We start from the raw sequence: 21359 nt of genomic DNA on the forward strand, positions 1-21359 counted from the left end.
CACAAGATGAATCGTGCGAGCGATTCGGGGGCCGCGACCGGGGGCGGGGCAAGAGCGTTGGCACAGAACCTGCTTACACGATTTTGCCATCCTCACGCATCCTGGCCTCGATCCTACGCGCGCCGAGCAGAATCAACGGGCCTTCGTGCTCCGCCGTGGCCGGCGGTCCCGGGCGTCGGGCTCAACGCGGAGCGCACGCCAATTCTGAAAATAGACAAGACGGCTCGGGCAATCCCTCCGCCTGCCCACGGCCAGGGGAGCTGGGCCATTGCTCGCATGTCTCGCGGTAGGGCACGTCATCGAAGAAGCGGCGCCACGTGGAGGGCGAAAAATTTGTACCAGCGCGTGCACAAGCCATCTCAACGAGGCGATCGAGACCGATGCTCCAGATGTACACGGCCCCATCTTGCGAAGTCGCCACAACCTTCTCACCGTCCTTGCTGATACCGGCGGCCGTGACTGTGCTTGCATTGCCTCCAATGCGAAATCGCTCCGTTTCCCGGAACCTGGCGTTTACGTAAGGCGCTTGGACATCGACAAAAATGCGGGCCTTCTCACTCCAGGTATTGGATTCGCAAGCGCTTTTCTTTTCTTCCCCCAAGAACCTCGATTGCCCGTCGGCGTCGAGTCGCCAAAGCCAGGAGTAGTAATACCTCCTGGAATCTGTTATTCGCACACGATCATTTCCGTCGAAGCGAGCGCAGTCGAGCGGAGCTCCGTCTCCATTGATCACGAGCGGTGTTCCTGAACCATCGGTGTTCCAGATGCGGGCCGTACCATCCTCGGAGGCTGTGATCACACGTGTTCGGTCCGGACTGAAGGTGGCCGAATGCACCGGTCCCCGATGGCCGGCGAGCACAAGCGGCGCATCCAGATGGCCCGGTTTCCAGACGCGCGCAGTGCCGTCGTCGGACGCGGTCACGATGTCCTCGCCCATGGGGTCGAATCTGGCGCTCCACAGCATGCCATGGTGCCCCCTGAGCACGGTGGGTTCCTTCGGCTTGTCGAGGTGCCAGACGAGGGCTGTGTCATCGGCGGAGATCACGAGGACGCGCTTTCCCTCAGGATCAAAGGATGGATCGGTCGTCCTCGCGGGTGCCCCGTGAAGCACGAATGGCTCGAGCTTGCCGTCGGGTCGCCATGAGCGCACAGTCCCATCGGCAGCAACCGTCGTGATCCGGTCGCCCTGCTCAGAGAAGCGCATGGCGACGACTTCCGAATCGTGGCCGCGGAGAACGATGGGGGCAGAACGACCGTCGACCTGCCAGAGGCGCACCGTCCCGTCGAAAGACCGCGTGAGCACACGCTCTCCGTCAGGGCTGAACCCAGCATCCTCTACGGTCGACTCGTGCCCTCGGAGAAGGACCGGCTCGTTGGGATGGACAAGGTCCCAGATCCGGACAACCGCATCGGCTGAGCATGTCATCAGGCGGCGACTGTCTGCGCTGAAGACGGCGCATTTGACGCGACCCTGAGGGCCTTCCAACGTCATCAACTCGGAACCGTCTTGAACACTCCAGATGCGCGTGGTCCCGTCGTGAGAAGCTGTAGCCATCAGCCGCCCATCGGAGCTGAAGGATATCGCCATAACTGCCCCGCGGTGCGCATACAATACGGTCGAGTCATCGGGATCATCGACTTGCCGCAACGTGACCACCCCGGCCGCGTTGCCCGTAGCAAGGATTCGCCCGGCGGGATGAAATGCAATCGCGCTCAGGCTCGTACCATCACCGAGCAACGTCGTCGGTGCAGGCGTCCGTTCCGTGGCCCATAACCACGACGTACCATCTTCCCAGCCAATCGCGACAAGCGAACCATCCGGGCTGACATCAAACAAGAGCGGGGAGCTTGGATGATCGGGCAGTCGCACCGGACGAAGAATGCCCTCCGCATCGAGAAGCACTTTTCTATGATCGACACCGAAGAGGACACGGTTTCGTTTCATGTGGAACGAAAGATCCCCCTCAGCATTCACCCTGAAAACAGTGGAGCTCCTGCTTTCCCCCATGCGTGACAGAAACAACTTTTCTCTATTGATAGCTGCCAAGTATCGAAAATCCGCACTTGTCTTGATCCACATGTACGACCACCCCCCCCACCAAGCTATGTCCTGGAGCGTCTCGTTCTCGGGGACCGAGGTCACCCCGGCGATGAGAGCTTGAAGGACGGGGGCTGGCTCGGACACCTGGGCATTCTTGGCGATCTTCGCCGCTTCGACGGCAAGCAGGAGCTGAATCCGCGACTCGTTTCTCGCGCCGGCTAGCTCCGACATTGCTGCAAGCTTGCGATAGTCCGCATCATGACGCGCTCGTGTTGCGAGCCGCTCCTGCCTTCGCGCCCACACCACGATCACGATCAGCACCAGCACGAACCCGAAGAGCACGGCGTTGAGCCGCCGGGTCCGCTGGTGGGCCCTGGCCTCCATCTGCTTCTTTTCGAGCTTGGACCGCTCTTCCGAATCTTCTGCCTTCTTGAGATAGATCCTTGCTTGGCCTCCCAGGAGGTCTCGTTCCACCCCGCGAAATCGCTCGAGCATCGTGCCCTTGGGGAGCCCATCTTCGTGGGAACCAGACGCCGACCAGATTCGCGCGGCCTCTTCCACGTCGTCGCGTAGCTCCAGGGCCGGTCGCGCCTTGTGGATCCACCCCTGAAACGTCTCCCACCTCTGGATCAACGCCTCATGAACGAGATCCAGGCGCTCATGGCCTTTGTCGCCGCTCGCCATGATGATGCGCGCGGGCGTACCGGTCATGCCAGCGATTCCCACCGCACGACCGCCCGACAATCGCGCAAGCACCCGACCCGCGTCCTTTTCGCCACCTGCCACGTCGATGGCGTCTTTTCGTCGCGCCGTCTGTCGCGTGTCCTCACTGCCGCGCCCCGTCCTCACGAGGCGCAGGAGGAGCTTTTGCGCTCGCTCTCGGTCTTCAGCGTCCAGACATCCCAAGATGCTGTCCGCACTGCGAGCGAGCGCGCCGCCCACGCGGCCGACCTGTTCGTACGCGCGCAGCGTCATCCTTCGGCCTTCACGACGTGCGTAGAGCGCTTCGAGCACATGCGCCACCAGCGGCAATGCCCCCGGCGACCGCGCGTCCTCGACGATGCGCGCAACGAGCCCTTCCTCGTATGCAAGGTCGGCACGCTTCGCGGGCTTCTCGATGGCCGCACGCAGCGCCTCATCGTCCATCGGATGGAGGTGGTAGCGAATGGCCTCTGCGGGGAGCTTGCTTTCGAGCGCTGGGAGTTCGCCCATGCGCGCAGCGAAATCGCTGCGGAGGGTGGTCACGAGCATCATGGGCCCTTCACGATCCTCGAGCGCAGCGGCGAGCAATGCGTCGAACTGCTTCACCACAGCCTCGTCGGGCCGGGCGAGCGTAAAGGTTTCTTCGAGCTGGTCGACGAGGAGCAACACGCCATGACGGGCCGGCGCGTACTCGCGCAAAAAACTCCGAAGGGCACTCGGCGAAGCCCCGAGCTTGGCTGTCATCGCTTCGAGGTCGAGATGGGGCGGAAGGTCGAACGACGGCTTCGAGTGCTTCAGGAGAGCTTCTGCGAGGTTCGCGATCGGATCGTAACCCGGCCGCATCCCAGCCACGATCCACCCGGCGGTACCGCCATCGAACACGCCCCGGCGCACCGCGGGCACGATCCCGGCATGCGCGAAGGACGACTTGCCGACGCCGCTGGGTCCGTCAATCTGAAGCCACCGACGAGGCGGGCGCGATTCGTGGAGCTGGGCGAGCGCCTCCGTCACCTCCGCCTCGCGCCCGAAAAAGTCGGCCGCGCGCTCCTCGTCGAAAAACTCGAGGCCGGGAAAAGGGCCGTGCGGTTCCGCTTGCCCCGAGGTCGGTGTCATGCCGCAGCGCTCGAGGGCGCGCTTGAAGACGTCTGCTTCCTCGCGCCCCGCTGCACGTGCCGCGGCGTTTTTGAGCCAACGCTCGAGCGGGACAGACCCGTCTCCGAGCGCGGCGGTCTCGTTCATCGCGTTCAGGTCCGTCAGGATCTGGTCGCTGGGAGTCGGTGCGGTTGGGAGCGCGGCGACAAAGTTGGCGTCGATGCCGACGAGCAGTGCCTGGCGGCTTGCGACGAGCTGACCCGACACGACGGCCGCGTGGAGGTTCAAGATGTCGTCGTGCGAGAGAATGGTCATGGAACGCCTGAAGGAGTTGGCGAAGAGTCTCCGATAGGTTGCGATGGGGATCAACCTATGGGCACGACGTCACTCCCCCGAGCGTCGGTCGCCCGGCGAGCGCCCGCTGTGGCCCCTCGGATTTGCGCACCCGAACGCGCACCCTCCGTTGATCCGGCGCGGGACCTGTCGAAGACTGCTCGCCCCATCTCACCGACGGCGCATCATGGCCATCCTTTCGCACGATGACATCTTGAACCTCCACGCGGCGGTCATCACCGCGCAGATGGTCACGAGCCGCGCCGCCTTGCTTGTCGGCATCGATGGGCACTTCGTGGCTGGGCTCCCGATCGCCACGACCCCCGGTGATCAGATCCTCACCGACCTCGACGGGATGAACGGGACGGGCGTACTCGCAGACGGCAGCGTTCCACTCGCGATCTGGCTCAAGAACGCGGTCGCTCGTGCTGGTGATCGACAGGAAGCCACGGTCTTCCGGAAGGCGCTCGAACGGTGCCCGACCTCGGGGCGGGCGGGTGCCGGCGGCGGAGCCACAGCAAGGTTCGACGGCGGCCAGATCAGCGCCTCGCCTGGCGAACCAGGCCCTCGGACGAGCGCCATCCCTCACCAACCCCTCTCGGTCGAGGACGTCAAGGGCAAAGTTGACTTCGGCATCCTTACCATCCGCGAGGACGAGTTCGACGCGGTGCTTGAACGGTTCCCGCCGTTCACCCATGTGAAGGGGCGTAGAGTCTACAACCTCCACCGCCTCGAACTGCCTGCTGGAGGCTCGTATCTCGTCGCCGTCGTCCGTTGCATCGAGCAAGGGAACACGGAAGCGCTTGATGCAGCGCGCGACCTTCTGGAGGAGCTTGAACCGCAGTGGCTCCTCGTGGTCGGCATCGCGGGTGCGGTCCCGTCCGACGAGCTCACGCTCGGCGACGTTGTCGTCTCGACGCGTATCGTCGACTTCAGCATCGAGGCGGTCCTCCAGGACAAACCCTCCGAGTACGCGATGATGGGGGGCCCCGTGCACAAGGACGCCGCTGCCATCCTAGCCAACCTGCGGGCCCACAAGGCGCAGCTCAAAGGATGGAATACGGCGGCATCCATCATGGCGTCGCGTCCTGCGATCGTGCTCGACGACGAGCTCTTCTACGGCGACGAGGACTGGCAAAAGAAGGCGCAAAGAGCCATTGCGCACCATGCGTCGCGCTCGGAACCACTCGTGACGGCGGGAGCCATCGGGTCGAGTGATCGGCTCGTGAAGGACACCCAAGTCCTCGCGGCATTCCTGCGCAAGGCCGCTCGCCAGGTTCTCGCCGTCGAGATGGAGTCGGCAGGTGTATACCGCGGCGCCTCCGGTCGGCAAGTGCCCGCCGTGGCAATTCGGGGAATCAGTGACGTCGTAGGGTTCAAACGTGACCCCGGGTGGACGGCCTACGCATGTCACACGGCCGCGGCATTCACGCACGCATTCCTTCGGACTCAACCCATTCAGCCCGCGGGTGCCTCAGCTCGGGTCCCGCGGTAGTTGTGCAGCTCCATCTTGAAATCCAGGAGCCGACGAAGGAAAAAATAACGTCATCTCCAGGAGCTCGTCCGCATCCTGCTCCGTCGCCTTCCTGAAAGGGCAGCGCAGGCAAAAGGGAGTACACGCAGGGTCGTCTGCGACCATCACGGTACCCGGCGCACGATGACGTCCTTCGTCGCCTCCCCGCTGACCTCGACGATCTCGCGGCTCACGACGTGCGTACCTTGCAGCACTTCCAGCATGTAGCTTCCCGGCGAGAGCGACGAAAAACGGAATTGCCCCTGGACGTTGGTCAGCGTGAGCATCTCCGGCTGCCTCGCGCCCGGAGGCGCGAGGAGCCGCACGGTCATCGCTGGGACGGCGCGCAGGCTGGGCGCTTCGCGCACGTACCCCGCGAGCGAGGCGTCTTGCGCCTCCGCGCGCGGCGCGATCGAGACCAGGGCCAGCGACACCATGGCTGCACGAATTTTTCCCATCACCGATTCCCTCCGCGCTCGAACTCGGGCGGCAGCACCTCGATGCGTCCCTCGTACCGCGCCACGTCCGGCAACTGGATCTGCTTGGGAGGCAGGATGACCCGCCCGTCTTTTGCCTGATTGAGGTTCGCCACCTCGTCGAGCACGACGGTCCCCGAAGCACCGTACGCGACGTAGAGGATCTTGTAAGTGCCCACCAGCGCCGGAACGCTCAGGTCGAAGTTCCCGTCGCCGGATACGGCGTCCAGCCGAACGGCCGCATAGACCTGGACCGGGATCACGTTGGACAGGACGCTGCCGGTGATCTTCGTCTGCTTGCAATAGTTTCGCAGTTCGACAATCGGAAAGATCAACGGGACGAAACCCAGCGCAAAGAGCACGAGCGCCGGGACGTTTGTCCTGAACTTGCCGAGGGGCGTATCAACCGACGTGATGTCGTTGGATCGGGCGTCGATGTAGATCTTTTGCTTGTAGATGAGAATGATCCCGCCGATGACCATGGCAAAGCCGGCGAACGAACTCAGATAATAGAGCAGAAGGACGAGCGGTTCCATGCAGTCGACCTCGTGGGGAATGGGGCGAGAGCCCGAGGTGCGCCAAGCAACGGCGAGGCCACGCGCCAAAGAGCGGCGCCGCCAGGCGGTGCAAGGGCGCCGCGAGGGCGCCAACGCGCTCAGATCAGCGCCTGCCGGGGCCATCGGGGGAGCGCTCGCGTTGTCAAACATCTTGCTTGCGTGATTGAGCAAGCCACCGCCCGGCGGCGCATGCAGGAGGTGGGCACTTGCCGTGTCAAAAGCGCCGAACGAATGGGCGCGCCACGGAAGCCACACCACGGTTTTTCCGATGTTGGTTCACGGAAGCTTTGGCGCGCTTCGCCGGTTTGCCGCTTGCACCCGGACGGAGGCGTCACAGATTTCCTGTACCAGGTTCGTGCCAATTGTGGAGATAGCGAATGAAAGGAACATTCATCAGCCGGATCGCCTTGTTCGTACTGACCAACCTGGCCGTCGTGGCCATGCTCGCCATCCTCGCCCAGGTTTTCGGCCTCGAGCGCTTCCTCGTGCAGCAAGGGGTGCGGATCAGCCTGCCAGGGCTGCTCGTCACGGCCGCGCTGATCGGCTTCGGCGGCTCGCTGATTTCGCTCCTCCTGTCGAAGACCATGGCCAAATGGAGCACCGGCGCGCATGTCATCGACGTCCCCCGGACCGCCGAGGAAGCCTGGCTGGTGCAGACCGTCGAGAAGCTCGCGCGCGACGCAGGCATTGGAATGCCCGAGGTCGCCATCTACGACAGCCCGGAGATGAACGCCTTCGCCACGGGCGCGCGGCGTGACAATGCCCTCGTGGCCGTCTCCACGGGTCTCTTGCGGAACATGCAGCGCAACGAAGTCGAGGCCGTGCTCGGTCACGAGACCGCGCACGTCGCCAACGGGGACATGGTCACGCTCACCCTCTTGCAGGGCGTGCTGAACACGTTCGTCATCTTCCTGAGCCGCGTCGTGGGTTTCCTCATCGACCGACTCTTGAGCCGCTCCGAGAACAGCGAGGAGCGAGGTCCGGGCATCGCCTACTTCGTGAGCAGCATCGTCCTGCAGATCGTCTTTGGCATCCTCGCGAGCTTGATCGTCGCCTGGTTCAGCCGGCGTCGCGAGTTCCGCGCGGATGATGGCGGCGCCGAGCTCGTCGGCAAGCAGGCCATGGCCCGCGCATTGAATAGGCTCCGCACGCAGCAAGGCCAGCCCAGCCTCTTGCCCGGCAGCATGCAGGCCTTCGGCATCCGCGGCGGCCGCATGATTGCCCTCTTCTCGAGTCACCCGCCCCTCGAGGACCGCATCACCCGGCTCCTCTCCGAGGAAGGACCCGCCCGCGACGAGCACCAGAAGCCCTACGTCCGGCGATCCCGCGCCATGTAAACCCTAGCCAGAACGATTCTCCCGCCGGGGGGTGCACGTGGCCGCTGGGGCGCGGGCTGGGCGGCGCGGCGCTGGGGGTGATATCGCTCTGCCCGTCGTTTCCGCTGAGCTTCCAGATCGCGAGCGCGGCGAGGTAGGGTCACCGCCCTCGGAGCCTCGGCGCAGAGGCGGCGGCCGTTGAACCGCGGACGCGCCGGAGAGCGTATTCCATTCCGCTCTGGAGCGTGCTCATTGTCACGAAGGACCGTAGATCGACGTCGAGCGAAATGAGCGTCTGTGCGCTCCGCGGAGCGATACCCGTGATGAGTGTCTCTGCGCCGAGAAGCCGCAGCGCGCCCGCGACGTCGAGGAGCATTCGAGCGACATGGGTATCGACGTCTTTCATCCCCGTGACGTCGAGGATGACCATCCGCGCGCCTTGGCGCTGGGCGCCTTCGAGCGCGACTGCGAGAACCTGCGCGGCGCGCTCGCCATCCATGGTGCCGATGAGGGGCATGACCACGATCTCGCGCGTGATGGGCAACAGCGGCGTCGACAGCTCCGCGAGCCTATCGCGCTGCGCCCCGATGATCTGCGCCTGAAGCGCCTCGCGCTGCTCCTCGACGACGCGGCGCTGGGAGAGCTCGGCTTCGAGGCGGACGTTTGCGTCGGTGAGGTCACGATTGAGATACCGCAGCTCCTCTGTCCTTCGCGCGACCTCGAGCTCGAGCCGCTCATTGGCCCGCTTGACCTCTTCATTGGCGGCGCGCGAGTTCTCGATGAGACTTGCGATTTCAATCGCGATGGCGGCCTGCGAGGACAGCAGGGTGAGGAGCTCGACACGCGCCTCGTGAAAGACGCCTGAGATGGTGCGGTTCTCCAGGTAAAGCACGCCGCTCAGCCTGCCTTGGTGCAGGAGCGGCAGGCACAAGATCGACCGTGGATTCTCGTGAAGAAGATACGGATCGTTCGCAAAACGCGCGGCGCTCTCCCTGTCGTCGAGCAGTACGGCCTCCTGTGTGCGTGACACATAAAGGATGACGCTATGGGCGCACTCGGCGGCGCTCTCCAGCGGCTCACCCTCGCCGACGTCGATGGTGCTGCTCCCTTCCCCGAGCCTCGCGACAATCGCAAACTGCCCGTCTCGCGCGAGGATCAATACCCCACGATCGGCACCCGCGTTGCTGAGGACGAGCTGGGCGAGGCGATCGATGACCTTTGCGAGGTCGATCTCGCTCGCGATCTCCTGCGCTGCACGGACGACGAGCGCAGCGTCGCGGAGGCTCCCAGCGCCCGTCTTGCTGAGGAGCGTCCTGCCCAGCTCCGTGAGGCCCGATGTGTTCGTCGTCCCCGTGCTCGAGCTCGAACGCGTAACCTCGCGGGGCGAGGGCCAGATGTGCGAGGACTCCGACTCGAGCGAGGCGGCCTTGAGGGGAGCGCCCCAATGCAGGTATGCCCGGTACGCATTCCGCATATAGGCGCCGGCGCCCGCGGTGATGCCGATGCTCACGAAAAACTTGGCGAAGAGCTCGTTGGCCATCGCCTCGAAGTGGGGGGCCTTATTCTCTTGGCAAAGCGCGATTGCGCTTTCGTAGCGCTGCATGGCGCCGGCGACATCGCCTTGCGTTCGTGCCTCCTCGGCGTCAACGAGCGCCTTCACATGCGCAAAGCTCTTCGGGGACCACGCCGCGAGTTCGGCGATCTCCGCCCTGTATCTCGTAAAAAGCTCCTTGCGCCTCGCCGCCTCTTTGGGCTCCTCAGGCGGCGGTAGGATGAGGAGCAGGAGCGCTCGGAAGAACGGATGGATCTTTGGTTGAATCGTCCCGCCGCCGAACATCAATGCACGCTCGGCGATCTCCGAGGCCTCCCAGGCGTCCGCGTGTTTTCCGTGCACGAGGAGAACAAACGTCTTCAACACGCCATAGTGGACATTCGTGCTGCTGGGTTGCTGGCTTTGCAGGTCACGAACAAACTTGTCCTCGTCGAAGTTGTCGTCGCTGAACGACGTCGCGTCCCGCGTCTTGCCTGCGAGGCACGCGATGCTCTGCCGAACCGCGGTCATCGCGGCGTTGTTGCGCTGAATCTTGGTGCGCCGGGCGATTGCCAGGTTCTTCTCGGCGAGGTCCAGAACATCGTCGATCTGATCCCCCGCGAAAAGGTTTGCCATCGTCCCGAGGAAACAGGCGACGCCGAGCATGTGAAACTCGCCGGTCTCCAAGCAGCGTTGCCGCGTGACGGCGAACCGCTCCCCCACTTGGCGCATCGGATCTCGCATATGCGCGCAGCTGCTCGCAGCAAAGCCCAGCCTCGCGGTCTGCAGGGCGCTGGGAAACTTCGCGTTGATCCCCTCCGCCAGTTTGCAGAAATCCATCCCCTCGTTCACGCGCCCGCGGATCGCCGCGAGCATGTAGCCTACGCAACTGTACGGCAGCGCGACGAGCTCGGTATGACCGTGCACGAGGGCGATGTTGACCGCCCTGAGATTGATGATGGAAAATGGGATCGCGCCGAGGTGGTGCGAGCCGTCGCCGATGGAGTCGAGGATCGAGAGGACCGCGCCGATCACAGGGTCTTTCACCTCCGGCGCGTCGATCACGTCCTCGATGCGGCGTCCACGCAAGTTGGTCGTAACCTGGGCGAGCTCCGCCATCATCACCTGCGGCGACGTGATCTCTTCCATCCGCAGCGGGTGTCCGAGCAGCCCCAGCGTATCGAGGCCGATCCTGACGCCTTCCATGAATTGCCCGTGGGATATCCTGCTGTATACGCGCTCCCTCTGGATCGCAGCCCGCTCGATATCGGTCTTCACCCGACGCCCGAGCTCCGCGAAGACGACCTCGGCGCGTTCGGCGTCACCGCCCAAAGACGCGCCTTGCCCCGCGAGCATGTACAATTCGAGGCACAAATCATAACGTTCGTCCCAATCTCCATCGCGGAGCAGGCCGATGCCAGCGCGTGCATACTCGGCGGACGCGTGGTAGGCCGTGGAAGCCTTGGCTCTTTGGGCGGCTCGCAGGTTGAGCGCCGCGAGGTCGGCCCGCTCGGCATGACTCTCCATGCAGGCAGCGCCGATATTGAGGTGGCGAACGAGCTCCAGGAGATGCTCGTCCACGGACGCGCCTTTGATGTGCTGCTGGAGGAGGCGCCCGATGCCAAGATGGAGCGTTTCCCGCTGCTCCGGCGGGAGGAGAAGGTATGCAGCTTGATGGACCCGATCGTGAACGAATCGATAGCGGACGTCGAACCGCGCCGCCGAGACGCTCGCGTCCGCGCCGCCGAGCCCGACCTCGAGATACCGGTAATCGCCGTCCGGAGACACGATGAGTCCGGCCTTCATCGCTCCCCAAATCGCGGCAAGGATATCACCCGGCGGTTTGTTCGCGACGATGGCCAGCAATCCATAATCGAATGAATGACCAATGCACGCCGCGAGCACGAGCACCTGCTGCGTCGCTGCCGGGAGTTCCTGCATGCTTTCGAGGAGCAGATCGACGACGTTGTCCGTCACGTTCGCTGCGCGGATGGTGTCGACCTCCCATGACCACGCGTATGTGGATGGGTCGAAGCGGAGGAGATTCCGTTCGTTCAGCGTGACCAGGAATTGATGCAAAAAGAACGGATTTCCGTGCGTTTTCTCGTAAACCAGCTCGGCCAAGCTCTCGACCTCCTCGGGCCGGCTCGTGAGCGTGTCGGCGACGAGGTGGTGCAACGTCTCACGATCGAGCGGCCCGAGTTGGATTTCGGTGGCGCGGAAGCCGACTTTGCCGAGCTCCGCGACGAGCGAGAGGAGCGGATGGCCCGGCTCGACTTCGTTGTCCCTGTAGGCGCCGATGATCAGCAAGTGCCGACTGAACGCGTCCGTCAGGAGAATATGCAAAAGCCGCCGCGAAGCCGGATCCAACCATTGAAGATCATCGAGAAAGAGGACGACGGGGTGCGCCGCGCTCGCGAAGACGTGCAAAAAGTCGAGAAGCGTCAGCTCGAAGCGGTTCTTGGCCTGATCCGGCGGCAGGTCCGGCACGTTGGGCAGGTCGCCGACAATGAGCGCGAGCTCCGGCACGAGCTCGGTGAGCAGCGCGCCGTTGCCCTTGAGCGCGGAGAGGAGCCCCTCTTTCCATCGTGCGAGCGCCGCGGGTGGCTCCGTCAGGATCTCGCGCATCAATTCCCGAAACGCATGGGCGACCGGCGCGAGCGGCACGTCGCGGGAAAGCTGATCGAATTTTCCCGAAATGAAATACCCACCATGCCGCGAGATGGTCTTGTGAATCTCGCGGACCAGCGCCGACTTACCGATGCCGGAATAACCCGAGACGAGGACCAGCTCCGGGCCGCGCTGGCGGGCGCGCTCGAACGCCTGGAGGAGCGCTTCGATATCGCGCTCTCGGCCGTACAGGCGTTGCGCGCGCCGCAATTCGGGCGCCCTGTCCTTCGTATACAGACGGAATGAGTCTACGGAGCCGTGCTCCCTCCACTGCCGGAGGCATTCGCTGAGGTCGAACGCGAGGCCCGCATCGCTCTGGTATCTCTCCTCGGGCGTCTTCGCGAGGAGCCTCATGACAATATCCGAGAGCGGCGCAGGCACGGACGGAGCCATCTCGCGCGGCGGCACCGGATTTCGTGTCAGATGGGCCTGAATGACGTCCTCGACCTCGCGGTCCGGGAAAGGCACATGGCCGACGAGCATCTCATACAGAATCACGCCGAGCGAATAAAGGTCCGACCGCGCGTCGACGGCGCGATTCATCCGCCCCGTTTGTCCCGGTGAAACATAGAGAGGCGTGCCCTCCAGCGATCGCGCACTCGTCGGCGCGTTGAGCTCACGAGATATGCGCGCCGATATGCCGAAATCGATGAGAAAAACCCTCGAGGTGGACGTATCCACCAGGATGTTCCTCGGCGTGATGTCCTTGTGGATGACGCGCCTCTCGTGGATCGCCGCGAGCGCATTGCATATCGATATCGCGAGGACGAGGACGGTGTCGATCGAGAGCTTCTCCCCCTCGAGGACCTCGCGCAGCGTGGGGTGGCCGATGTCCGCCATCACGAGGCGCAGGCCGCGTCCGTGCTCCTCCAGCGCGAGCGCTTGGGGAGTGTTGTCGAGCCCGAGCTCGCGCAGAATCATGAATTCGCGCCGCAGCCTGGCGAGCTCTCGCGCGCTCGGATAGTCGTTCTTCGTCTGCTTCAGGATGACCTGCGCCGCGCTGTCGTGTGTCCGAGCCCGATACACGAACGTTTCGGCGCCTTCATAGACGGGCACCACGGACGTGTAACCGTCGAAAGCATCGGCTGCTGAGGCGGGAAAAGCGGACGGCGCGACCATGTTGCCTCCTCGGAGAAGCTTAGCTTTAAGGAGAGAACCTACCCGAGGTGGGGGCGCCTCTGCAAGGGTTCTCTTGCCGGGGTAAGCCCCAAAGAACGTGGATCTGCGCCGGAAGTACAGCGATCGAGCGCCAACCCCTTCACTTCCACCTGAAATTACGCGATCTTGTGCATGCCCAAGCGCACGACCCCATCGCTGGATGACCTCCAGGTTCAGCACGGCGCTGTGGGCACGAGAGATGGGCGCGTCGATGCTCGACGTGGCCCGCTGCAGGAGAGCTTCGCGTCCCTTGGCGCAGCAGCGCGTAGGGTTATTCGTCGCCGTCCCGGATGCCGTCCTCGTCCCGATCGATGCCAATTCGTTCACCGGTTCCAGGGGGCACGCACGTAAATGTCAGCTCGCGCTGGAAGAGTTGAGCCAGGTTTAACAGCGCGGTCTTGGAGATCGTCCCGAACGATTGGTAGCTCGACGTGAACTCATTCGCGCCCACATACAGGAAGCCGATCTCCTGCGCGAAGCGGGTCTTTCCGACGAGATCACATTCGCCGACATCGGCGCGTGACACGAGGAGATTGAGGCGTGCCTTCGCGGCGGCGCTGTTCTGGCTCGTGACGGTGACCTGCTGCCCGACGATCGGCGCCAGGTTGCTGTCGAAGGCCAAGAGGAATTGCTCGACCTGCCTGCGCACCGGGTCGCCTGCCCCTGGAGGGCTCTCGTCGAAGCCATTGGGGGAAACGGGGGGGCTGTCCGGGAACGACGTCTGATTGTCGAACCCGCGCGAGTTCATGAAGCGGAAGAGCGTGTCTTCAGACCCATCGTTCGTGAAGCCGAATCCGCGCACCTGGTCGCCCATGTGGTCGTTATCCTTGGGGAAGATATTCGACACTCTGGCCATGCCGAACATACCGACCTTCTGGTACAGGTTGCGAAGATGCGGAACTTTCAGGCTTTGTGGCTGCTCGTTGACGACGTATCCGCCCCCGGTGCCAAAAAATCCGGGAATGGGCTCGCCGAACTCGGCATTGGCGGTCGAATCGAGTCGGTGGCACGTCTCGCAGGCGCCGGAAAGGGCCCCACCCACCGTGAAGAACTGATCGCGCCCCGCCTCCTGATCCGGCGTGAGCGAGTTGTCGAGGTTCCGAATCGGGTTCGGGGGGTACATGATCTGGAGAACGAAATCTGCGAATGCCTCCATGTCGTCGTCGGGGATCGGGGCGCTGCGGCCGAGCAAGTCGATGAACCCGGCCTGGAATTGCCTGAACGCCTCACGTTCATCGAACGTCCCTTCGTTCGGCTGCGCGCTCGGCTCGGCGTTGCCACCGGTGCGATCGCCTCGCCAATGCATGGGGCCATGATTCGCCATTCCGCGGAGGCTCTGCGTCGTCATCGGCCCCTTGAGCGCAGAGAATCCATTGAATGTCGGGAAAAATTTCGGAAACGGACTGGCGATCGGTCCCGGCAGGTCGCCCGTCGCGATGTCCGGGTTGCCGAGATTCCAGGCGAGGCTATCCATGTCGCCGAAGACGTGGCAACTCGCGCAGGACGCTTCCCCGTTGGCGGAGCTGAATCGTGCATCGTACAGGTATTGCCGGCCCGCGACGACGCTCGGAGGCTCCGGGTTATAGAGCGAGACGCGGCCGAGGACGGCTCTTGTCGTCGTGTTGACGATCGCGATCGAGTTGTCGAACCGCGTGAGCACGTAGAGCCGCTTTTGGGACTCGTTGAGAACGATGCCCGTCGGGCCGACAGGCTCGTCGCCGTCGTCGAGGACGATGTGGTTCGCGGCGCTCGGGGTGAATGTACCGTTCTCGAGCGTGGCCGTATCGAAGACGCCGATCTTGCTGGAACCGAGCGCCGCGACGTACAGCTTCGAGCCATTGCTGGTGATGGCCATCCCCACGGGCGTCGCGAGGCTCTTGTCATTTACGGTGTTGGGCAGCGGCGCGCAGCAGGAGTCATAGTCGATGTGTTTGTTGAGGTGGCGCGGCGTGACGGTGCCATTCGACAGTACGGAGATACGGGCTTCATGCAGGTGGCCCCGGACCGTCGAGCCGGTGAAGATCCCCGGCCCCTCGAACCGCTGGAGGTTGTTCGCATCGGTATTCGTGACGTACACCTTCCCGTTCGCGGGGTTCACGATCATGTTGTAGAGGACCGTACCCACGCCGGTATAATAGCCCGCGGTCCCTGCGAGCTGCGCGGGAGGGTTGGACATGGCGTCGATGACAAAGACGTCCTTGTCGGGGAGGGAGAGCCTCACGGCTGCATCCCAAGGTGTCCCGCTCTCGTCCACCCAGTGATTGCCGTCGTACTTCACGATCAGCGCGGTCGGCGGCTGGGGTTCGCCGAGAGCATTCGTGTAAGGCGGCGGCATCCCGCCGTTGGTGAGGACGAGGTGCCTATGAATGCTCGTGGTGCGGTTGCCCGTGTGGAAGCCGGCCGCGTAGACACGCTTCCCGTCCGGACTCACCGCGAGCGCCCGCGGCGTGTCCGCAAAGAGACGGAGGATGTTGAGGGGGACACCTCCGAGCGAGCTCGACCCCAGGTTCGTCGCGTCGAATACCCAAACATCCGCGCGCCCAATGCCGGGCGTCGTGAGCTGGGGATCAAAAGGAGCGTTCTGGCCGCGGTGGGCAGTGGTAATGAACGCCCGGCTGCGGTTGGGGCCGCCGAACACGATGTCGCGAGGCTCGTCGCCGACGAGCAGCGTACGGACGACGCGCGGGGCGAAGGGAGCCGTGACGTCCACCACGCTCACGCTGTCGGAGAGATGATTGACTACCCAAACCTCGTCATTGTTTCGAGATGCGACAGCAACAGGCTCGAGTCCGACCGTTACAGATCCGACATGCAGCAGCCCCGAAGACGTGACATGGAAGACCTCCAGCCGGTTATCCGGGGTGTTCACGGCATACAGCCGCTGGCCGTTTTGTGAGAGCGCGAGAGGCCGGACTTGGCCGCTCTCGAAGAGCGTATAGGACGCCGCACTGGCAGAGCCCACCGACAACATCGCGCCTGAAAGGGCTGCCGCAAATGCAACCCAGGTTTTTCCGCGCCGCCGTCGCGCCGGCATGAGGATAGCGTGATCGAGCCCGGAGCCATGGAGCTCCCGCGCGTGAAGGTCGGTCGACATATCTCCCCTTTCAGCGATGAAGCAATCGCCCAAATTCGGACGAATGAATTTCAGCGAGACCGACGAGCCGAAGGGTATCGATGGATCCACATCAACGGACCATCGCTCTTTCCCTCCTGCCGGTCGATCGGGGGCGCCTTCGGGCGCTTTTATAAAGTACCCGGTCCGTGTCAAATTTCAAGCTTATTTTGTGTAGGCCAACATGCGCATTAATGGGATGCCCCGACGAAGATTCGACGCCATCGTTGGCACAAGTCTTTCAGGGCGTTCGCGTGGCCGTAGAGCGCCCGAGAAAAACAAGCCGCCTCTTCGGCACGCGTCCCTCGGGCCCGCCCTTTGCCTACGCTGTGCCGTCTGCCCATCCCCCGCGCTGCCGCGCGCAAGCAGAGGGCAACGTCGCTCGGAGCTACCCGCAGGTCGTTTCCAGGTCAGAGCGCTCGCAGCGAGGGGGTAAGGACGCAACGTTGCCCGGCGCGAACACGGTGGCATCCCCCGAGGTGACCTCGGGCGGCCGTCGGACGTCGTGTTCGCGAGCCACTGCGTGGACGTGCCCCGCACGGTCAGCCAGTTGCCCGTCCGCACCTCGCGACGAACGCCGCGCCGGCCACGGCGCGACACGTAGCCTGCACGCTCGCCCGGCGCGGAGATGCGCGGCGATCGCGCCCTCGCAGGGGCCGGACGCACATGAGCCCCACCACGAGGCGTATCGCTACTTGGGCGGGTCCACCGGCAAGAAGCAGAAGTTGCTCGTCTCGAACCGGTAATTCGAGCCCGAGTAATTCCGCTCCGCATGGAAGACCTGCAGATCGTATACGCCGCCGAGGGCCAAGCCGAGCTCCGAGGCGCGCTGGTCGAGATCGACCGTGCCCAGCTCGGGACCGTGGAGTCCGCCGAGGTCGATGGCGAGGCGGTGATTGATGAACACCCAGATGTCGTCGTCCCCGCGGAACGTGAACACTTCCCCGCCCTTGTAACGGAAGGAAACGAGCGCTTCGGTGGTGAAGTGCCAGTTGTTCGGCATGCCATTCAGCTCGAAACCTTCGTTCCCAAAACCGAAGGTCGCATCTATCGGATGAAAATTCGCGTCGTCGTAGACGAGCGTGGTACCATTGCCCGTGAGCGGGATCTGCACATTGGAAGCAAAATTGACGCCGGGAGTGTCCCTATACCATGCATCGAAATTGGCGACACCGGTGAAGGGCGCGTAGGTCGGGCCATCGGGGCTGACCGCATTGCCGGCAACGTACACGGGCTTGAAGCTGCCGTCAGGCTGCTTGGCCAATTCAGCAGCCAGGATGCCCTGTCGAATGCCGACGATTTCACTGAAATTGGGGTGGTCGCTCCACTGGAAGTCGGGGTGGCTTTCGGAGAAGTCGCGCACCCGCATGGTCAAGGTGCTCAAACACTCCTCGCCGGTATCGCCGCCGGTGCCGCTGGAGGTCGTGAGATTGAGACCACCTTCGCCGCCCGCACCGCCCGCCCCCGCGCCGCCACTTCCCCCACCCCCCGAACCCGAGCCGGAGGAGCCAGTCGTTGCCCCCGTCGGAGAACCGGTATCCTGACCGGACGAACAACCGAGGACGAGAAGCAGGCCGAGGAGCGAAAGGTTCGTGGTGCGCATTGGTGGATGATACCATGCGACCAGACGGCGCGGAAGCTCATCCAGGGAGCTGCACGAGGTGCCCGCGAGGCTCCCGCGCCATGAGCTAGGGCGCGGGGATCCCTTCGCCGTTGTCGGAAAATGCGTTGTCCTCCCAGGTGGTCAAGGTCGTATCGACGAGGTGCACCGGGACGCCCATAAAGTTGCGGTCGAAGCGGTTTCCGCGCACCACCACCGAGCCCGTCGTGCCATAGATTCGAAGCGGATACCAGCTCCCCCCGCCGAGGAGCATGTTGCACTCGACCGTCACGTCCGACGATGGATTGCCGAACTCGGGGCTGACGAAAACGGCCGCGTTCACACCCCCATTCTCGACGGGCGGCGCGGCCGGGTCGATCCAGTTGTGCCGAATCACGACATCGACCCCGCCCATGTCCTGGATGCCGTCGACGTGCGCGCCGGGCGTCGGCGCGAGTCCGTCGAAGAGGTTGTCTTCGAGCAGCACGTGCGACGCGGCAAATTGATAGCCGTCGTTACGCGTCATTCCGGGGCCAGCGTGCGTGTGGCTCCGCCGCACGGTGGTGTTGTCCGGGGAGAGGATGCCGCCGTAGATCTCGCAATCCTCGATCGTGAGCCCCGATGCGGTGTCGGTCGCGTAGACGACGTAGTACTCGTCGCCCACGAGGAGCGACCGCTTGATGGTGATGTTCTTGTGGTCGACGTAAAGCCGTCCGCGCAGCTCGACCGCGTCGAACACTTGGCCATCCATTTCGGTGTGCAGATCGTTCTCGATCACCGTGAGCGAGGGCGTGCCCGCCGGAATCCCGGTGTTCGTCGCGTCGGGCCACGGTTTGGCGCAAGGATCGGCATTGCCGCCTCCTGCGCCACCACCGCCACCCACACCCGATCCGGCCGGCATGCCGGCGCCCGCGCCGCCGCTGCCCCCAGTGCCACCGGCCCCATCGGTGGCGCCGGAGTTCCCATGGCTCGAGGAGGAGCCGCAGGCAGCGGCGAGAGTGAGCTGGAAGAGGAAGAGCGCGCGTAGAAAGGGATGGTCGAAGGTCATGGTGGCTGTCTAAGGCTGTCTAAACGGAGGGGGAGGCATGGGGGGCCGATTCCGCGGCCGTTGCCTCGGCGGCCTTGAGCCGCGTGCCGCAGAGGACGTCCCACAGGTAGAGCGCCTCGCCGAAATGCGTGTTTGCCCGGGCGTGGTGCACGTTGTGGAAGGCCGAGGTGTTGAGGAAGATACGAGGCAACGTCTTCTCGACCCACGAGAGGGTCACGCCGCAATGGAGATAGAAGTTGAGGTTCACGAATCCCACGACCAGCGCGAAATAGAGCGGGGCCCAGTGCAGCGCCTCGGGGATGCACAGAAGAAGAATCGGCCAGAAGGTGAGAAGCGCCTCGATCGGGCCCACCGCAAATCCGGCAAAGGCGGTGGGATCGCGGAAGACGTGGTGGGATTTGTGGAATCCGAACAAGAGCCGTGTGTGCAGCAACCTGTGTTTCCAGTAGAGCCACGCGTCGATCACGAGGACGCCGAGAACGGTCTGCACGACGACCGCCACCACGCTCACGCCGTGCGCATCGAGGTTCCAGACGAGCCCCGTCGGGTACCCCAATCGCCATGCCGTGAGGGGCCAGGCCATGAGGCAGGCGGCGACGTACATGGCGCGCGCCGTCTCGAAGGCTTCCCTCGCCATGGGCGCCGGCTTGATACGTGGCCCCTGGATCCGCGTCCCGAGGCGGCGCGAGAGCCATGTCACCATCGACGCGCCCGACAATACGGGCACCACGAGGATGGCGAAGGAAACGAGGAGGCTCGAGAACCAGGTTCCCGTGCTCTCGGGGTGAAGAAATCCAGCAGCCGTCAAAACGACGAGAACGGCCGCGTCGATGATCTCGTGGATGGTCCAGCGCCTCGTGTTCGGCGCCGGAGGCGGAGCTTGCATGACATATCCTCCGATCGGATCCCTTCGGGGACGTACCACAGCTTGCCTCGGACCATCAATTCCCAGCAGCGAAGCGTCGAAGCGGTTCCTCTGCGCGTGCATCCCGGCGACGGATCCAGGGACCGAGGGCATGCATCGGAGCCCGCGCATCGCGCTGGTCTCAGCGGGATATCGTCATTCCTTCGCAATCTCGGTGATGCGTCATCACAGCGCTTGCGACGGAGACCGCAGGCCCATCACCGAGGCGGGGCCGCCGGCGTGACGCCCCCCGCGGCGGCGGCTGCTTCGAGGAGATGCACGGCGCGATCGAAGCGGTCCCAGGACGCGCGGGCGATGCCGTGAAAGGAGTCGGTGCCGCGATCGCAGCGGCCGTCGGGCCACTCGATCGCGAACCATGGGCCGCCGCAGTGGATGCACTCGCCGTGGGCCTCGACCGCGATCTCGTGGGGTGCGACGGCGACGAGCTCGCGCCACACGTAATCCATTGCGTCATTCGCCAACCGCACGCACGCCGGAGCCTCGAGGATCGAACGCGTGGGGCACTTGGCGTCGGCAACCAACGCCACGTCGAGCACCTGCATGAGCGATTCCCCATCGACCCGCCTAACGCGCAACACCACCCCCGGGGGCCGCGTCTGCGGCAACGGTTCGCACACCGGCTCCGCGACGTCATCGCCCCGCGGCCGCGGCTCGCGTTCCCCCGCGTGCGGCGCGCACCCGATCATCACGAGCGCGACGAGCCACGCACGATCCCAGCTTCGACGAACGAGGGACATTTTCGCCCGGAGAGCCTAGCAGCCGGGAGCGTAGATGCGAGACGTGTTGCACGAGCACGAGAAAGACGCGCTCCGTTGCACGCTCGCCGTGTCTCGGTGTACCGTCCGGAGCTGCGCGCCGGCAGGATGCCCCTCGTCGTCACCACCAGAAAGCAAACTCGCATGATTACCAAGGTGAAATTCGTCAGCATCCCGGTGAAGGACCAGCAGAGGGCGCTGGAGTTTTATACGCAAAAACTGGGCTTCGAGGTGGAGACCGACCAACCGATGGGCCCGGGGCAGCGGTGGATCGAGTTATCCATCCCGGGGGCGCAGACCGGCGTGGTGCTCTTCACGCCGCCGGGACAAGAGTCGCGTATCGGTACCTTCTTCAATGGTTCGTTCGCCACCGCCGACGTGGAAAAGACGTACGAGGAGCTGAAGGCACGCGGGGTGGAGTTCGTCCAGCCGCCGAAGAAACAGTCGTGGGGCACGAGCGCGATCTTCAAGGACCCGGACGGAAACCAGTTCGTCCTCTCATCGGAAAAATGAGCGTCGCGGCGGAGCCC

General features: G+C 64.2%; 12 protein-coding genes. 3 read left to right on the forward strand and 9 right to left on the reverse strand.

What is annotated here, in order from left to right:
• Positions 1 to 181: 181 nt before the first annotated feature.
• Positions 182 to 4150, reverse strand: coding sequence for an nSTAND1 domain-containing NTPase (locus POL67_RS41640; protein ID WP_271926627.1), 3969 nt, complete (start codon positions 4148 to 4150; stop codon positions 182 to 184).
• Between the two features lie 205 nt (positions 4151 to 4355).
• On the opposite strand from POL67_RS41640, the gene POL67_RS41645 reads away from it, so the two are divergent.
• Positions 4356 to 5663, forward strand: a complete 1308-nt coding sequence (locus POL67_RS41645; RefSeq protein ID WP_271926629.1) for a phosphorylase family protein — start codon at positions 4356 to 4358, stop codon at positions 5661 to 5663.
• Positions 5664 to 5806: 143 nt separating this feature from the next.
• Here the strand turns inward: POL67_RS41645 and POL67_RS41650 are convergent, their stop codons facing one another.
• Both POL67_RS41650 and POL67_RS41655 read right to left on the reverse strand, forming a co-directional pair.
• Complete coding sequence (locus POL67_RS41650; protein WP_271926631.1) at positions 5807 to 6139, reverse strand: carboxypeptidase-like regulatory domain-containing protein; 333 nt, start codon at positions 6137 to 6139, stop codon at positions 5807 to 5809.
• Positions 6139 to 6972, reverse strand: coding sequence for a hypothetical protein (locus POL67_RS41655; RefSeq protein ID WP_271926633.1), 834 nt, complete (start codon positions 6970 to 6972; stop codon positions 6139 to 6141). Before POL67_RS41655 ends, POL67_RS41650 begins: the two co-directional genes overlap by 1 nt.
• Positions 6973 to 7091: 119 nt before the next feature.
• Between POL67_RS41655 and htpX the strand changes: the two genes are divergently transcribed.
• A complete protein-coding gene (gene htpX, locus POL67_RS41660) occupies positions 7092 to 8051 on the forward strand; it encodes a protease HtpX (protein ID WP_271926634.1) in 960 nt (319 codons plus the stop codon).
• Positions 8052 to 8190: 139 nt separating this feature from the next.
• Here htpX and POL67_RS41665 read toward each other — a convergent pair whose 3' ends face one another.
• The 6 genes from POL67_RS41665 to POL67_RS41690 all read right to left on the reverse strand — a co-directional run bounded on the left by POL67_RS41665 (position 8191) and on the right by POL67_RS41690 (position 20616).
• A complete protein-coding gene (locus POL67_RS41665) occupies positions 8191 to 13350 on the reverse strand; it encodes an AAA family ATPase (RefSeq protein WP_271926635.1) in 5160 nt (1719 codons plus the stop codon).
• Between the two features lie 310 nt (positions 13351 to 13660).
• Entirely contained in the window at positions 13661 to 16423 is a 2763-nt protein-coding gene (locus tag POL67_RS41670) for a beta-propeller fold lactonase family protein (protein ID WP_373372434.1), read from the reverse strand.
• A 769-nt stretch (positions 16424 to 17192) separates the two neighbouring features.
• A complete protein-coding gene (locus tag POL67_RS41675; RefSeq protein ID WP_271926637.1) occupies positions 17193 to 18104 on the reverse strand; it encodes a fibro-slime domain-containing protein in 912 nt (303 codons plus the stop codon).
• A gap of 85 nt (positions 18105 to 18189) precedes the next feature.
• Positions 18190 to 19149, reverse strand: a complete 960-nt coding sequence (locus POL67_RS41680; RefSeq protein WP_271926639.1) for a right-handed parallel beta-helix repeat-containing protein — start codon at positions 19147 to 19149, stop codon at positions 18190 to 18192.
• 19 nt (positions 19150 to 19168) lie between these two features.
• The gene (locus POL67_RS41685) at positions 19169 to 20035 is read right to left on the reverse strand and encodes a sterol desaturase family protein (protein WP_271926641.1); all 867 of its coding nucleotides are present in this window, start codon (positions 20033 to 20035) and stop codon (positions 19169 to 19171) included.
• Between the two features lie 236 nt (positions 20036 to 20271).
• The gene (locus tag POL67_RS41690) at positions 20272 to 20616 is read right to left on the reverse strand and encodes a hypothetical protein (protein ID WP_271926643.1); all 345 of its coding nucleotides are present in this window, start codon (positions 20614 to 20616) and stop codon (positions 20272 to 20274) included.
• 357 nt (positions 20617 to 20973) lie between these two features.
• Between POL67_RS41690 and POL67_RS41695 the strand changes: the two genes are divergently transcribed.
• Positions 20974 to 21342: a VOC family protein gene (locus tag POL67_RS41695; RefSeq protein WP_271926645.1), complete on the forward strand. Its 369-nt coding sequence runs from the start codon at positions 20974 to 20976 to the stop codon at positions 21340 to 21342.
• Positions 21343 to 21359: the final 17 nt, after the last annotated feature.

The sequence above is a fragment of the Polyangium mundeleinium genome, from assembly GCF_028369105.1.
Classification (GTDB): domain Bacteria; phylum Myxococcota_A; class Polyangia; order Polyangiales; family Polyangiaceae; genus Polyangium; species Polyangium mundeleinium.